Consider the following 14780-nt stretch of genomic DNA (forward strand, 5'->3'; position numbering starts at 1 on the left):
CTGTGCCGTTGAACGCTCAGCATATCTGACCGGCGGTCGGTCAGCATGTTGACTGACCGTCGGTCATTTGCTTGACTGACCGTCGGTCATTGTTGCGGTTCCGTGAGCCGCGATCCACCCGCACGACAGCTTCGAGGACGAGATGACAACGGAACGACTGGCAGTTCCGGCCGGCGCCAAAGCCTCCGGGGCAAGCCCGGCCCGCTTCTGGGCGACCGCTTACACGCTGCTCTTCCTGCTGACCGGCACGAACCTGCCCACTCCCCTGTACCGCGGATACCAGCAGTCGTTCGGATTCTCCCCGCTGATGGTGACGCTGATCTTCGCGGTGTACGTGGCTTCCCTCATTCCCTCCCTGCTGATCGCGGGGCCGCTCTCCGACTCCGTCGGCCGGCGCAAGGTGCTGCTGCCGGCCGTGGTGCTGGCCGCGCTCGGCTCGCTGGTTTTCGCGCTCGCCGACAGCGTGGGCTGGCTCTTCGCCGCCCGCCTGCTGCAGGGACTGGCCGTGGGCGCCGCTTCCGGAGCACTGACCGCGGCACTGAGCGAACTCGAACCGCGCGGCGACCGGCGCCGGGCGGCCCTGGTGTCGACCGTCGCCTCGGTCGGCGGCCTGGGCGCGGGCCCCCTGATCGCGGGTCTGCTCGCCGAGTACGCCCCCTCGCCGTACGTGCTGCCGTTCGTCGTGGAGATCGCGCTGCTGATCCCGGCAGCCGTCGCCATGGCCACCCTGCCCACCTCACAGCCGACGACGAAGTGGCGCCCCCGCCGCCCCTCCCTGCCCGCGTCGGCGCGCGGGGTGTTCGTCTCCAGCGGCACGGCCGGCTTCCTGGCCTTCTCCGTGATCGGACTGTTCCTCGCCCTGGTGCCGACCTACGTCACCAAGCTGTCCGGCAACGACAACCTCGCCCTGGCGGGCGGCGCCGTAGCCCTCATGCTCGCCTGCTCCGTGCTCGCCCAGGTCGCGGCCTCGGGCCGGCAGGCACTCGGTATCCAGATCACCGGTCTGCTCCTGCTCGCGACGGGGCTGATCCTGCTCGCCGTGGCCGGCGGCATCGCCTCCCTGCCGCTGCTGCTGGTCTCCACGGTGGTCGGCGGGGCCGGCCAGGGACTGACCTTCCTCGGCGGCATCACCGAGATCAACCGAGTGGCCCCGAAAGACCGCCACGCGGACGTGCTCTCCAGCTTCTACGTCGTCATCTACCTCGGTGTCGGGGTCCCCGTCATCGGGGTCGGCCTGCTGGCCACCGCGACCGGCCTGCTCACCGCGGTACAGATCTTCGCCGCCGTCGTGGCCGCGCTCTGCCTGCTGGACACGTTGGCGCTGGCCCGCAAGCCCCGCCAACTCGCCTGAAACGGACGAGCCCGCGTTCCCTTGCCCCCTGCCCTCCCTCTCGAGAACAACGGACCACCTCACATGGATGTCACCACCCTCGCCGCCGTGTACGCAGAACTGCTGGCCAACGCCGAGGCCACCACCGATGAGACGCCGATGGATGCCCCGGCGCGCGCCGATGTCGACTGGCGGCTGTGCCACATCGCCCTGGCCGACCGGATCATCGCCAACGCGGCACGGGACCAGATCAACGGCCGCACCGCCACCGTCGACAACCAGCCGTCGATGGACCCCGACCGCATCACACTGATGATCAACACGACCACGCATGCACAGCGCGTCGACAACGTCCGCCGCAACTGGGCCGAACTGCGCCCCCTGCTCGAGGCCTTCTCCGCGGTGGACGCCCAGGCCGAACTCAAGCTCCGGATGCACGATCGCAACGGGGAGTACATGAGCGACACGACCCTGGCCTGGTCCGCTCTGATCGACATGCGCACCACGCAGAACATCCCGGGACACCGTGACGCGCTGGCGCAGACCCTGCCCGGGACCTGACCTCGCGCTTTCAGTGCGACGTCAAATCGCTGTCATGCAGCGGTAGTTGCGAGGAGAGGAGTCGACTGCTCCGGCGGCCGGGCTCGGTCCAGCCGGAGTCCCGCTCGCTGAGCGTGACCCGCCGCACCTTCAGCGCGGTGGAAACCTCGTCAGTCCGTGCGGGCTCGGAGCGGTGACGAGTTGTCTCACCGAGCGCCTCGACGCCGCCGACGGGCGGCCCCGTGCGCCGGCCATACCTCATTCGAGTGACGCGGCAGCGGCGGGGACCGGGGAGAAACCGCAGCGTGTGAGGTTTCTTCACAGTCGTCAACGCAGAGGACCCGCTCTGCGAATGTGATCAGTCCGGGACCATGCAGTGCTCGCAAGTTCCGCAGCGCGGGTGGTTGGGGTACGGGGTCCCGTCGCCCAGGCACCCACGCCGCTACGGACGCGATGACGCGGCACCCCGCCGCGAAGCGCAGCTGGCACGGGTGAAAGTGGACACTGATGCAGGTAGGCCATTCGCAGGGCGTGCTGGCCACGCCAAGGCCACCGTCCCCGAACGAGTCGGCCTTGCTGACCGTGGCACGGGCCGGGGAGCGAGCGGCGGGAGTAGTCGGCCGGCCGGCGTATCCCCGAGGGGCATCGCGACCGACGCCACCGTACCCGGGTAAAGGAAGCACGTTCACCGGCACCGGCACGACGTTCGGGGCCGCACTGTGATCCCGGCGCAGGCCGTCCGGCCTCCGAAGGATGTACGGGTCGCGGTTGTCGGTGCCGGCTTCTCGGGCATCGGCGCTGCCATCCGGCTGCGCGAAGCAGGTATTCGCGATGTGCTTGTCTTCGAGAAGGGTGAACAGCTGGGCGGCACCTGGAGAGAGAACGCCTATCCCGGCTGTGCCTGCGACGTGCCTTCGACGCTCTACAGCTACTCCTTCACCCGCGGCACCGAGTGGACCCGCCTGTTCGCCGGGCAGCGCGAGATCTACGCATACCTGCGGGCGACAGCCGCACGCTACGGTCTCGGGCCTGTTCTGCGCTGTGGAGTCCACGTGCTCGCAGCCCGGTGGGATCAGATGGCCGGACGCTGGCTGCTGGAGACCAGCGAGGGGTCCTACCGCGCCGCGGTGCTGGTCCTGGCCACCGGGCCCTGGCACATCCCACGCCGCCTTGAGGTACCGGGGATCGAGGACTTCGACGGGACCGTGCTCCACACTGCCCGCTGGGACGACAACGTAGACCTCGCCGGCCGCCGGGTGACCGTGGTGGGGAGCGGAGCGTCCGCCGTGCAGGTCGTCCCCGCCATTCAGGGCCGGGCCGGCGCCGTACACCTTTTCCAACGCACCGCGCAGTGGGTGCTGCCCAAACCGGATATGCCACTGTCTCCAGTGTTCAACCGGGCCCTGAATCACCTACCCGGCGCCCGCAGCGCCCTACGCGCCGGCCAGTACGCACTCCAGGAGGGCTTCGGCTATGCCTTCCGCCACCCTCGGGTCGCCCGTCTCCTACAGGTCGGGGCCCGCGCGCATCTCCGCCTCGCCGTCCACGACCGGCAGCTGCGGCAGGACCTCACGCCGAATTACCTGCTCGGCTGCAAACGTCTGCTGACCTCCAGCACTTTCTACCCCGCTCTGAGGCAGCCGCATGTCCACCTGCACCCCACCGCGGTGGCCGAGGTACGCGGCAACGAGGTCATCGGCGCCGACGGCACCGCGGTGCGGACCGACGTACTCGTGGAGGCCACGGGCTTCCGCGTCGGCGAGCTACCGCTGGCACGGAGCTTGCACGGCGCGAATGGCCGGACCCTGGACGAGACATGGGAAGGCGAACCCCGAGCCTATCTGGGCACCACCGTCAGCGGCTTCCCCAACCTCTTCCTGCTGCTTGGACCCAATCTGCTCGGTGGTTCGACCTCGGCGATCTCCGTCCTGGAGGCGCAGCTGACCCACCTGATCTCCGCGCTCGATCACCTGGACCGCGGCGGCCACCGCACGCTGGACGTCACCGCGACGGCACAGGCCGCCCACAACACAGCGCTCCAGGCTGCGCTGGCAACCACGGTCTACAACTCCGGCGGCTGCAGCAGCTACTACTTCTCCACCGGGGGCCGCAACACCTTCGTATGGCCCTGGTCCACCGGAAACCTCATCCGCCGGCTGAGCCGCTTCGACCCCGGCGCCTACGCGTGGACGGCACCCACACCCCGCCCGGCACCGGCACCGGCACCGGCCCCCACGGTGCACAAGGGCGAGAGCAGCCGATGAAAGCGCGGGCGGGCGGGTGAACGGCTTCGAGATCCTGGCGGCACCGTGAGCGGCGAGAGCCTGCCGGTATCCCGCTCGCGTCTCCCGCAGGGTCTCTTCCGGTTCGGCGGGGCAGGGGCCCTGGCGTCGTCCGGCCCCGGTGAGCTGGCCGGAAGCCGATCCTGCGGGCTGTACGAATTCAGCCGGGCCGTTCAAGATGACACCGGTTCGGGTGTCTGGGTCCGGACATGCCTCGGAGGTCCTCCGGTAGTCGGGGAGCTGGGCTCGGCGCATTTCGATCGGCGATCGCACAGGAGGACACGGGTGATACCGCACGTGCAGCTGCCAGGACATGCGGCGGACTGGACTTCGAGGGACCGGGCGGCAGTTGCCGCCGGTATCGGCGGCGCCCTCCGGCGTGAGGGGTTCCTCTTCGTTCACAACCACGGCATCCCTACCGGCTTGATCAGAGACGTGTACGGGGAGACGCAGCGGTTCTATCGGCTGCCCCCGGCGGAGAAGAGCCGGTACGACGCCACCGAGCAGTCCCAGTTCCTGGGGTACCGCGGGCTCGGCCGGGAACGGAGCCGCACCCACGGAGGCACGGAGGGGTGCGAGCAGTACCGGGTCGGCAATACCACCGACGAACTCCCCCTGCCGACGGCCGCGGATCTCTTCCACGCACCGTTCCCGAAGTCCCTGGAACTCTTCAGCCACCTGACTCACCTGGGAGACGCAGTCCTTGCCGCCTGCGCTCTGGACCTGGGGCTGGAGGAGAACGCGTTCGCCCCCTACCTGGCGGGCGGACCGCCGCACCGGGTCAGGACGGTACGCCGCGACCGGATGTCGATCCAGTACAAGCACCGGCCCAACTACGGCGTGGTCGTCAGGCCCCTGGACGCTCTCACCGGCCCGACGTGCCCGCCCGCGTACGGCCCCCTGAACACCGGCCCCGACTACGTGGCCGTACTGAGGTCGATCCTCGGCAGCTGACCGGCTGGGAGTGCCTTGTTGACCTCGCCGTTTCGGTTGGGCTGGGCGTCGAGGCGGGTGAGGTGCTTCTCGCGCAGCTCCTCCCGGGGCGTGCGCTCCTCCACTGGCGGCAGGCCGTTGGCGGTGAAGTCCTCCAGGACGACGGCCACCTCACGCAGGACGGCCATGAGCGCTGCCGCCAGGTGGTCGAGGTGGCCGTGGGCCCTACATGCTCACAGCAGGCCGAGTGACCGCAGAGCACGGTGCTGAGCCGGTGCTGGGTCAGACGGCCAGTAGACGTAGCAGACCCCGCCTGTACCACCCTTGACCTGCCCGTTCGCGTCGTACCGCTTCGTGCGCAGCCAGATCGTCTCCCACTCGTGGCGCCGGTAGACGCGGCGGACCGCCTCGTCGCTCGGTGACGCGGGGTCGTTGGCGATCACATCGCCGTCCGCGGTGAAGCCGATCACGGTCATCAGGTGGCCCGAGGTGCCGTACCCCGCGCCCGTCAGCTCCTCCTTGAGGAACGACTGCGACGTTATGGCCGGGATTCCCGCCCGGACCAGGGTCTCCAGGTCCTTCAGCGAGCCCAGTCGGGTCACCACGGCACTCATGTCCTCGTACGTGGCCGCGTAGGCGGCGTTGAACGGCCAGTTGCCGCAGCCCTCGTACTGGTTGTCGTAGGTGAAGCGCGCCGCGTGGCAGACCTGTGGGTCCTGGAGTCCGGGTTCGACCCAGGCGAGGTCCTCGGCGCTGGGCCGGCGGCCCCAGTACTCGATGATCATCTGCGAGGAGGTGGGGCTGCACCACGCCTCGCCGCCGTTGTCGTACTCGGGGTACTGGCCCACGTGCACGTTCTGCGAGTAGCGCGGCACCGTCAGCTCCCGGACCAGGCCGGGGACGGAGGCGGGCACGGTGAAGCGGTCGGGGATGTCCGAGGCCATCGCGCCCACCCGCCACACCGTGGGGGTGAGCCGGGTTGCCGGGGTGCGGTACAGGGTCAGCCGCAGCCGGTAGGTCAGGAGCCGCAGGCCGCTCGCCGCGTCGTCCACCGAGAAGGTGTCGGTCCAGATGGAACTCTTGCCGTCGCTCTGGTCGTCGACGGAGGTCCGGCGGATGTCGCCGTCGCCCGCCGCCCAGCGGCCCATGACGTACCAGGGGGTGCCGGTGCCGTCCGAGTAGCCGCCCTGGAGTTCGATCTGGATCCAGGTGCCGGCCGGCGTGTGCGCGTTCCAGGAGGCGATCACCTCGGTGGCCGGGACGGCGGAGCGGTGGACGGGTGAGGTCCAGGTCGCGTACTCCCAGGCCGACGTCGTACCGGTGTGCGGGTCGGTGTAGTCGGTACGTCCCAGTGGGTGGCCGATCACCAGGCCCGCCCGGCGGCCCGCGGCGGCACGGGTTCCGGCGCCGGAGCCGCAGCGCCAGTCGGTGTACGTACTCCAGGAGTGGTTGTCCACGGGAGAGGCTGCCGCCGAAGGCGCGTGGTGCGGGACCCGAGAGGGAGCGGCGGAGGCGGTGGACGACACCGCTCCGGCGCCGGCCGCCGCCGCGATGGCGGCGGTGAGCACTGTTCTGCGTGAGGTCGGACTGGGCATGGGCGAGACCCCCGGTCGTAAGCGGAATGGGGCTGCGGGTGCACGACAGTGCGCCAACTATTGCGGGTCGTCCCCCGGTTCGGCCAGCGATTCGCCTCGTGCCGCCCGACCAATATTGGTCTCGACCGCTGGCGTGACCTGCGGCGGCTCCCCACCGGCTCGTAGGCTGGACGGATGAACGACCTCGCGCTCCACGCCGCGCGGCTGCGCACCCTGCCGCCGTCCTGCGGACCCGTCCGGCTGATCGGCGTCGACGGCCACGCGGGATCGGGCAAGAGCACCCTCGCCGCCCGGCTCGCGGCGGTGCTCGACGACGCGCCCGTACTGCACCTGGACGATCTGGCCACCCACGAGGAGTTCTTCGACTGGACGGACAGACTCCGGGAGCAGGTCCTCGGACCGCTGTCGCACGGGACACCCGCACGCTACGAGCCGTACGACTGGACGGCCCGGAGCTTCGGCCCGCCGCGCGTCCTGGAACCCGCCCCGGTGGTGCTGGTCGAGGGGGTCGGCGCCGGCCGGCGGGCCCTGCGCCCCCTCCTCGCCCACCTGTTGTGGATGGACCTGCCCGCCGCCGAGTCCTGGGAGCGGGGCCGGCGTCGGGACGGGCCGGCCCTGACGGCGTTCTGGGACGACTGGACCGCCGCCGAAATGGCTCACTTCTCGGCCGATCCCTCCCGCCCCTCGGCCGATGTGCTGGTACGGCAGTTGCCTGCGGGGTACGAGTGGCTGAAGGGATCCGGTGCGACAGCGGGAGTGAACCACTCCGTCACCCACCGTGATCATTTCGCGCCGCCATACTGAGCAGTCGGAAATCGGCCCGGAAGTGCCTCAACTCTGCTTGACCCGGGGCGGTACAGGTCTTACGTTCTCAATGTGCGGCTTTTCGGAGCCCCCGCAGACGCGAAGCCCCCGGTTGTTCCCCCGTGATCGGGGGCTTCGTTCTGTGCCCGGCGCCGGTTTCCGGCCGCCGTTCACCTCATTCCGCTTACCGTGGGTCACGGTCTTCCTTCGGCCTGCGGCGCCCTTAGTCGGACACTCCCTGCGCAGGTACGATGCCTCTCGGTGCGGTCAATTCCCGTCCACGGCACAGTGATTCGGCGCGCCTCGGCGGGCGGTCGTGCGGCGGGACATCCTGGGGGCACGGTTTGTGGGGGACCAGATGGACATCGGCACGCAGGGCGCACAGGCCCCGGCCGACCTCGCCTGGCTACGCGGCGTGGACGCCTGCACGATGGGCGCCTATCCGCAGGCCGAAGAGGAATTCAGCACTGCGGTGCGGCTCGATCCCGGCATGGCGGACGCCTGGCTGGGGCTTCATGCCCTGCGGGTCGACACCACGACGGCGCTGCTGCACATGTACCGCCATCGCGACCGCTTCGGCGAGCAGCGCGGCCGCCATCGCCGCACGCTGAACTCCTGGTACTGGCTGGGCTGGTGGGTGCAGCCGGTGCTGGAGAGCCCGCGCGACCTGCTGCTGGCGCACGCCTCGCACTGGCTGGACGGACGCCATGTGCCGGAGCTCGACCGGGCACTGGCCGGGCTCCCGCCGGTGGACGCCGACGCGCAGGTCCGCTTCCTGCACGCCTGCCGCTCCTACCTGGTCAAGGACTGGGAGCAGCTCGTACGCCATACGGAGCAGCTGATCGACGATCCGCTGCTCGGCATCGAGGCCGGCCTCTTCGGCGGAATGGCCCGGGTGCGGCTGGAGATGTACGGGCAGGCCGAGCCGCTGCTCTCCACCGCGCTGATGCGCTGCCGCAGCGAGCAGCCGCAGCGCAAGGAGCTGCGCTACTGGCTGGCCCGCGCGCACGAGGGAACCGGCCGCAGTGCGGCGGCGCTGCCCCTGTACCGGGCGGTGCACCGGATCGATCCGGCGTTCATGGACACCTCGGCGCGGCTGGCCGCGATCGCGGACTACGACGGTCTCGACGGCTCCGACGAGGTGTCGGGCCTGGCCGCCGTGTCCCTGACCGGTCTGGGCGTCGACGGCACCTTCGCGGAAACCCAGCCGGACGGCGACTCGATGCTGGGCACCGATCTGGTGGACGGGCGGGAGCTGCGCCCCGGCGGTGAGCCGCAGGACCTGCCCGGGGTCGGGGTGTCACCGCCGCCGGGCGGAGCGCGGGAGAAGACCGCGGTACCGGGCCAGCCGGCGCCGCAGCCGTTCCCGGCCGGCCCCAGCGATCCGGTGCTCCTGGCCGAGGCGTTGGCGGAGCTGGAGCGGATGGTCGGGCTGGAACCGGTGAAGCGGCAGGTCAAGGCCTTGTCCGCGCAGCTGAACATGGCGCGGCTGCGGGCCGGCCAGGGCCTGCCCGTACAGCCGCCGAAGCGGCATTTCGTCTTCTCCGGACCGTCCGGCACCGGGAAGACCACGGTGGCCCGCATTCTGGGCCGGGTGTTCTACGCGCTGGGTCTGCTCGGCGGGGACCATCTGGTCGAGGCCCAGCGGGCGGACCTGGTCGGCGAGTTCCTGGGTCAGACTGCGGTCAAGGCCAATGAGCTGATCGACTCCGCGCTGGGCGGGGTGCTGTTCGTCGACGAGGCGTACAGCCTCTCCAACACGGGGTACAGCAAGGGCGACGCGTACGGGGACGAGGCCCTGCAAGTCCTCCTCAAGCGCGCGGAGGACAACCGGGACCATCTCGTCGTCATCCTGGCGGGATACCCGGAGGGCATGGACCGGCTGCTGGCCACCAACCCCGGGCTGTCCTCGCGGTTCACCACCCGGGTGGACTTCCCCAGCTACCGCCCGCTGGAACTCACCTCGATCGGTGAGGTGCTGGCCGCGGAGAACGGGGACGCGTGGGACGAGGAGTCGCTCGACGAGCTGCGTTCCATCAGCGGCCATGTCGTCGACCAGGGCTGGCTCGACGAGCTGGGCAACGGCCGGTTCCTGCGCACGCTGTACGAGAAGAGCTGCGCCTACCGCGATCTGCGGCTCTCCGGCTATACGACGGTGCCGACGCGGGACGATCTGGCGACGCTGCGGCTGCCGGACCTGATGCAGGCGTACGGCGAGGTGCTGTCGGGGCGGCGGCCGCCGGCGGGGTGAGGGGCCACAGGGGCGCGTGGGCCGGGGAGTCCGGGTTGACGCTTCGCCCCCGACGCCGGACGGGCGGGAAGACGTCCTCGATCGCCGGACGGGCTTGATTCTCCCGCGGGGAGAGCTTCCCGTCCGGCGATCGAGGGGCGGCCGGGTCAGCCGACCAGGGCCGTGAGTTCGTCCGAGCCGGACTTCTCCTCCTCGGTGCGGCGCGGCTCCGAGACCCGGTGGGCCGGGTCGCGTACCTCACCGACCAGCATCTCCAGGACGTCCTCCATGGCGACCAGGCCGAGTACCCGGCCCGACGCGTCGGCGACCTGGGCCAGGTGCGTCGCCGCGCGGCGCATCACGGTCAGGGCGTCGTCCAGCGGGAGTTCGGCCCGCACCGTCGCCATCGGGCGCCACACGTGCTGCGGGACCGCCCGCTCGCCGTCCTCCAGGTCGAGGACGTCCTTGACGTGGAGGTAGCCCATGAACGGGCCGCCGCCCTCCGCGCAGACGGGAAACCGCGAGTAGCCGGTCCGCACCGTGAGCGCCTCGATCCGGTGCGGGGTGACGGACGGGTCGACCGTCACCAGGGTGGCCCGGTGGAGCAGCACATCGGTGACGGGCCTGCTGCCCAGCTCCAGTGCGTCCTCCAGCCGTTCCTGCGCGTCCGGCCCCAGGAGCCCGGCCTGCCCGGAGTCCTCGACCAGCCGGTTGAGCTGCTCGCTGGTGAAGACGGCCTCCACCTCGTCCCTCGGTTCGACGCCGAAGAGCCGGAGCACCAGCCGGGCGCAGGCGCCCAGCGCGGAGGTGACCGGACGGCAGAGGCGGGCGAAGCCGACCAGGCCGGGGCTGAGCCACAGCGAGGTCTTCTCCGGGGCCGCCATCGCCAGGTTCTTCGGGACCATCTCGCCGATGACGAGATGGAGGAAGACGACGAAGACCAGCGCCAGTACGTAGCCGAGCGGGTGGATCAGCCCCGCGGGCAGGTGCACGGCGTGGAAGACCGGCTCCAGCAACCGGGCGACGGTCGGTTCCGCGACCGCGCCGAGCGTCAGTGAGCAGATGGTGATGCCGAACTGGGCGGCCGCCATCATCTGCGGCAGGTTCTCCAGGCCGTACAGCACCTGCCGGGCCCGGCTGGACCCGGTTGCCGCGAGCGGTTCGATCTGGCTGCGGCGTACGGAGACGAGTGCGAACTCGGCGCCGACGAAGAAGCCGTTCGCGAGGACCAGGAGTCCGGCGAAGAGCAACTGGACCAGGCTCATCGCGCGGCCTCCAGGACACCGCGGGCCGCCGGTTCGGCGGTGACCGGGTCCAGGACTCCGGCCAGCCGCACGAAGCGGACCTTCTCGGCCCGGTAGTGGCCGACCTGGCGGACCGAGATCCGCCAGCCGGGCAGTTCGGCCCGGTCGCCGGGGGCGGGGATCCGGCCCAGCAGATCGGCGACCAGACCGGCCACCGTCTCGTACGGCCCGTCGGGTACGTCGAGCCCTATCCGGCGCAGGGTGAGGACCCGGCAGCTGCCTTCGGCGTCCCAGGCGGGCCTGCCGTCCTCGGGGGCGGCGGGGGCCAGTTCGGGGCGGTCGGCGCCTTCGGCGTCGTGCTCGTCCCTGACCTCGCCGACGAGTTCCTCGATGATGTCCTCAAGGGTGACGACACCGGCGGTGCCGCCGTACTCGTCGACCACGACGGCGATCGGCTGTTCCTTGCGCAGCCGCTGGAGGAGCTGCTCGACGGGCAGGCTCTCGGGCACCAGCAACGGGGGCACCGCGATCCGGCCGGCCGGGGTGCGCGGCCGGTCCCTGGACGGAACGGCGAGCGCGTCCTTGAGGTAGATCATGCCGACGACCTCGTCGATGCGCTCCCGGTAGACGGGGAAGCGGGAGAGGCCGGTGGCCCGGGTGAGGTTGAGGACGTCGGCCGCGGTGGCGGACGTCTGGAGGGCGCTGACCTTCACCCGCGGGGTCATGACGTGCTGGGCGGTGAGGCCGGCGAGCGACAGGGTCCGTACGAAGAGATCCGCGGTGTCCTGTTCGAGGGTGCCGGCCTCGGCGGAGTGCCTGGCCAGGGAGACCAGCTCCCCCGGGGTGCGGGCGGAGGCCAGCTCGTCGGTCGGCTCGACGCCGAGCAGCCGCACCAGCCGGTTGGCGACGGTGTTCAACAGGCCGATCACCGGGCGGAAGGCCATGGTGAACCGGTGCTGGGGACCGGCGACGAACCGGGCGACCTGGAGCGGCTTGGAGACCGCCCAGTTCTTGGGTACGAGTTCACCGATCACCATCTGGACGGCTGCCGCGAGGAGCATGCCGATCACCACGCTGATGCCGGGGAGGGCACCGTCGGGGAGACCGGTCAGGGTGAGTGGGCTCTCCAGCAGCTGGGCGAGGGCCGGCTCGGCGAGCATGCCGACCACCAGTGAGGTGATGGTGATGCCGAGCTGGGTGCCGGACAGCTGGAAGGAGAGTTCGCGCAGGGAGTCGACGACGGTACGGGCCCGCCGGTCGCCCTCGGCGGCGGCGCGCTCGGCGTCCGCCCGTTCCACGGTGACGAGCCCGAATTCGGCTGCCACGAAGAACCCGTTGGCGAGGATGAGGAGGAATGCCGCAGTGAGAAGCAGCAGGGGGGTGGTCATACCGCCGCCTCCACGGAAGGGGCGGCGCAGATACTACCGGAAGATCCGTCCATTGCTGGAGGGAGTCACTCCTTGGGTCGCAGGAAAGCCCCGCAGGTCTCGGGGACCTCTGGTGGGGGCGGGGCGCACAGGGCGCCGCCGCCCTCCAGAGTAAACAACAAGAGGCCGTACAGGGCAGGGGCTCAGCCGTTGTCCGTGCCCGTGCCGTGGTTCTCGGCGAGGACGCGGAGCGCACGGGCGTCGCGAATGGCCTGCTCCTTGGCGATTCCGGGCTGGATGCCGAGAGCGGGCATGCTGGTCCCGTCGCTGAGGTCGAGGAAGACCCACGGGTCACCGACCCGCAGGTTGACGCGCACGATCTCCGCCCAGGACAACCGCCTGGTACGGGTGAGATTGACCACGGTCACCCCGCTGCCGTCCGCGACGATCTTGGGGCGGCTGAGCAGGGCGAGAACGCCGAGGAAGACCAGCGCGGTGAAGACGAAACTGGTCCGCTCCCCCGCGCTGAGCTGCTCCAGGGTGAAGGCGACGACGGTGATGACGGCGAACATCACCACCCCGACGCTCAGCAGGACCACCCGGGTGCGGGTCGGCCGGAAGGTGACCGGAAGGGCGGGGGGTTCGGTCCGGGGTGCGGGCGCTGACATGGTCTTCTTCCGTGTCCCGCCGTCAGAGACGGCAGGCGTGGATGGCTGTGGTGAGGATGGCGCGGGCGCCGAGGTCGTACAGGTCGTCCATGATGCGCTGCGCCTCCTTGGAGGCGACCATGGAGCGGACGGCGACCCAGCCCTCGTGGTGCAGCGGGGAGATGGTCGGCGACTCCAGGCCCGGGGTGAGGGCGACCGCGCGCTCCAGGTGCTCGACGCGGCAGTCGTAGTCCATCATCACGTAGCTGCGGGCGACCAGGACGCCCTGGAGCCGGCGCAGGAACTGCTGCACCTTGGGCTCGTCGTCCGGAGCGCCGATGCGCCGGATGACGACCGCTTCCGACTTCATGATCGGTTCGCCGATGACCTCAAGGCCGGCGTTGCGCAGGCTGGTACCGGTCTCGACGACGTCGGCGATGATCTGCGCGACACCGAGCTCGATGGCGGTCTCGACCGCGCCGTCCAGGTGGACGACGGAGGCGTTGACCCCGACGTCGGTGAGGTGCTTGGCGACGATGCCCTCGTAGGAGGTGGCGATCGTCAGGCCGTCGAAGTCCTGCGGGCCCGCGGCCGTGCCGGGCTTGGTGGCGTAGCGGAAGGTCGAGCGGGCGAAACCGAGCTGGAGGATCTCCTCCGACTCGGCACCGGAGTCCTGCAGCAGGTCGCGGCCGGTGATGCCGATGTCGAGGCGGCCCGAGCTGACGTAGATCGCGATGTCGCGGGGCCGCAGGTAGAAGAACTCCACCTGGTTCTCGGGGTCGACGAGGACGAGCTCCTTGGACTCCTTGCGCTGCTGGTAGCCGGCCTCATGGAGCATCGCCATCGCAGGCCCTGAGAGTGAACCCTTGTTGGGGACGGCGATGCGCAGCATGAGGTCGGGTTCCTTTGCGAAAGGGGTCGGTGGAATGCGGGACGAACACGAAGGCCGTGCTCGGGGACGCGTGCTCAGAGATGGGCGTAGACGTCGTCGAGCGAGATTCCGCGCGCGACCATCATCACCTGGACGTGGTAGAGCAGCTGGGAGATCTCCTCGGCTGCGGCGTCCTTGCTCTCGTGCTCGGCGGCCATCCAGACTTCGGCGGCCTCCTCCACGACCTTCTTGCCGATGGCATGCACTCCCTTGTCCACCAGTTCGGCGGTACGGGAGGTGGAGGGGTCGCCGTTGGCGGCCTTGAGCTGGAGCTCGGCGAAGAGCTCTTCGAAGGTTTTGTTCGCCATGATGTCCTTAGAATACGGGGTCCCGGACCCGCACTCAGCGCCAGGGTTCGCTGACCGAGCGCAGTGTGGTGGCGGTGGCCACGGCGGCGGTGACCGCTTCGTGCCCCTTGTCCTCGTTGGACCCCTCGATGCCCGCCCGGTCGAGTGCCTGCTCCTCGGTGTCACAGGTGAGGACGCCGAAGCCGACCGGCACACCGGTGTCGACCGCGACCTGGGTGAGGCCGCTGGTGACGCCGTGGGACACGTATTCGAAGTGCGGGGTGCCGCCTCGGATGATCACGCCGAGGGCGACGATCGCGTCGTAGCCGCGCCCGGCCAGCACCTTGGCGACCACCGGGAGCTCGAAGCTGCCGGGGACCCTCAGCAGGGTCGGCTCGTCGATGCCCAGCTCGTGCAGGGCGCGCAGTGCGCCGTCGACGAGTCCGTCCATGACCTTCTCGTGCCACTGCGCGGCGATGACCGCTACACGGAGGTCACCGCAGTTGCGTACGGACAGTTCGGGTGCGCCCTTGCCGCTCATGTCTCTCCTACCGCTCGATTCCTCGGGTGACTGCTGGGGACTGCCGGGT

14 protein-coding genes are annotated in these 14780 nt (G+C 70.4%); 6 read left to right on the top strand and 8 right to left on the bottom strand.

The genetic code is table 11. From position 1 onward, the window contains the following. Positions 1-142 precede the first annotated feature (142 nt). The 4 genes from ACZ6S6_RS32865 (at position 143) to ACZ6S6_RS32880 (ending at position 5106) form a co-directional block, all read left to right on the top strand. Positions 143-1351, top strand: coding sequence for an MFS transporter (locus ACZ6S6_RS32865; RefSeq protein ID WP_469708528.1), 1209 nt, complete (start codon positions 143-145; stop codon positions 1349-1351). 63 nt (positions 1352-1414) lie between these two features. Beyond that, positions 1415-1891, top strand: a complete 477-nt coding sequence (locus ACZ6S6_RS32870; protein WP_469708530.1) for a hypothetical protein — start codon at positions 1415-1417, stop codon at positions 1889-1891. Positions 1892-2589: 698 nt separating this feature from the next. Then, positions 2590-4134, top strand: coding sequence for a flavin-containing monooxygenase (locus ACZ6S6_RS32875; protein ID WP_469708531.1), 1545 nt, complete (start codon positions 2590-2592; stop codon positions 4132-4134). Between the two features lie 315 nt (positions 4135-4449). After that, on the top strand, positions 4450-5106 hold the full coding sequence (locus ACZ6S6_RS32880) for a 2-oxoglutarate and iron-dependent oxygenase domain-containing protein (RefSeq protein WP_469708573.1): 657 nt from the start codon (positions 4450-4452) through the stop codon (positions 5104-5106). On the opposite strand, the gene ACZ6S6_RS32885 is transcribed toward ACZ6S6_RS32880, so the two are convergent. Beyond that, on the bottom strand, positions 5070-5273 hold the full coding sequence (locus ACZ6S6_RS32885) for a hypothetical protein (protein WP_469708533.1): 204 nt from the start codon (positions 5271-5273) through the stop codon (positions 5070-5072). The two genes, ACZ6S6_RS32880 and ACZ6S6_RS32885, sit on opposite strands and share 37 nt — an antisense overlap. 45 nt (positions 5274-5318) lie before the next feature. Beyond that, positions 5319-6680, bottom strand: a complete 1362-nt coding sequence (locus ACZ6S6_RS32890) for a peptidase C39 family protein (RefSeq protein ID WP_362967021.1) — start codon at positions 6678-6680, stop codon at positions 5319-5321. Between the two features lie 174 nt (positions 6681-6854). Between ACZ6S6_RS32890 and ACZ6S6_RS32895 the strand changes: the two genes are divergently transcribed. Both ACZ6S6_RS32895 and ACZ6S6_RS32900 read left to right on the top strand, forming a co-directional pair. Further along, positions 6855-7484, top strand: a complete 630-nt coding sequence (locus ACZ6S6_RS32895; RefSeq protein WP_469708535.1) for a uridine kinase family protein — start codon at positions 6855-6857, stop codon at positions 7482-7484. 358 nt (positions 7485-7842) lie between these two features. After that, positions 7843-9735: an AAA family ATPase gene (locus ACZ6S6_RS32900; protein WP_469708537.1), complete on the top strand. Its 1893-nt coding sequence runs from the start codon at positions 7843-7845 to the stop codon at positions 9733-9735. Positions 9736-9881: 146 nt separating this feature from the next. On the opposite strand, the gene ACZ6S6_RS32905 is transcribed toward ACZ6S6_RS32900, so the two are convergent. The 6 genes from ACZ6S6_RS32905 to ribH form a co-directional block, all read right to left on the bottom strand. Next, the gene (locus tag ACZ6S6_RS32905) at positions 9882-10979 is read right to left on the bottom strand and encodes a hemolysin family protein (RefSeq protein WP_469708539.1); all 1098 of its coding nucleotides are present in this window, start codon (positions 10977-10979) and stop codon (positions 9882-9884) included. Beyond that, the gene (locus ACZ6S6_RS32910; protein ID WP_362967030.1) at positions 10976-12346 is read right to left on the bottom strand and encodes a hemolysin family protein; all 1371 of its coding nucleotides are present in this window, start codon (positions 12344-12346) and stop codon (positions 10976-10978) included. The genes ACZ6S6_RS32905 and ACZ6S6_RS32910 overlap by 4 nt, the downstream gene beginning before the upstream one ends. A 182-nt stretch (positions 12347-12528) precedes the next feature. Further along, the gene (locus ACZ6S6_RS32915) at positions 12529-12993 is read right to left on the bottom strand and encodes a PH domain-containing protein (RefSeq protein ID WP_469708541.1); all 465 of its coding nucleotides are present in this window, start codon (positions 12991-12993) and stop codon (positions 12529-12531) included. A gap of 22 nt (positions 12994-13015) precedes the next feature. Then, complete coding sequence (gene hisG, locus ACZ6S6_RS32920) at positions 13016-13864, bottom strand: ATP phosphoribosyltransferase (RefSeq protein ID WP_362967034.1); 849 nt, start codon at positions 13862-13864, stop codon at positions 13016-13018. A 74-nt stretch (positions 13865-13938) separates the two neighbouring features. Continuing rightward, positions 13939-14211 (bottom strand): phosphoribosyl-ATP diphosphatase, encoded by a 273-nt coding sequence (locus tag ACZ6S6_RS32925; RefSeq protein WP_018524273.1) that lies wholly within the window; start codon positions 14209-14211, stop codon positions 13939-13941. A 34-nt stretch (positions 14212-14245) separates the two neighbouring features. Beyond that, positions 14246-14731 (bottom strand): 6,7-dimethyl-8-ribityllumazine synthase, encoded by a 486-nt coding sequence (gene ribH / locus ACZ6S6_RS32930; RefSeq protein ID WP_469708543.1) that lies wholly within the window; start codon positions 14729-14731, stop codon positions 14246-14248. Positions 14732-14780 lie beyond the last annotated feature (49 nt).

The sequence above is a fragment of the Streptomyces sp. NPDC048671 genome (assembly GCF_055587045.1).